Raw genomic sequence first — 575 nt, forward strand, 5'->3', positions numbered from 1 at the left:
GAAACAAAAAAAATCACAAACCTTTACACTGCAGGCCAAATTAACGGAACATCCGGTTATGAAGAAGCTGCGGGACAAGGGATTATGGCGGGAATCAATGCAGGACGAAAAGCGCTTGGAAAAGAAGAAGTAATTCTAAGCCGTTCTGACGCCTATATTGGTGTTCTGATTGATGACCTTGTGACAAAAGGTACCAATGAGCCATATCGTCTTTTGACATCACGTGCTGAATACAGATTGCTGCTTCGACATGACAATGCTGATTTGCGTCTGACAGAAATCGGACACCGCATTGGATTGATTTCTGATGAGCGCTATGCGGCTTTTGAGAAGAAAAAAGCGGCGATCGAGGCGGAGAAAAAACGTCTTCATTCTGTAATTATCAAGCCGTCTCCGGAAAATCAAGAATATATCCGTTCTCTTGGCGGAAGCGAATTGAAAGATGGAGTTCGTGGCACAGACTTGATGAAACGTCCTGAAATGAACTATGAAACAGTCACAAAACTGGCGCCGCCAGAAGTGCCGGTTCCTCAAGATGTGGCAGAACAAGTAGAAATCCAAGTGAAATATGAAGG

Annotated in this window: 1 protein-coding gene; it reads left to right on the forward strand. The window is 44.2% G+C overall.

All coding sequences use genetic code 11. The features are described 5' to 3' along the window. Window positions 1-575, forward strand: a 575-nt coding sequence (locus tag ACWHAR_RS30185; protein ID WP_452088816.1) for an FAD-dependent oxidoreductase, incomplete at both ends; no start/stop codon positions are given.

It is taken from the genome of Bacillus sp. LR--39 (assembly GCF_053613335.1).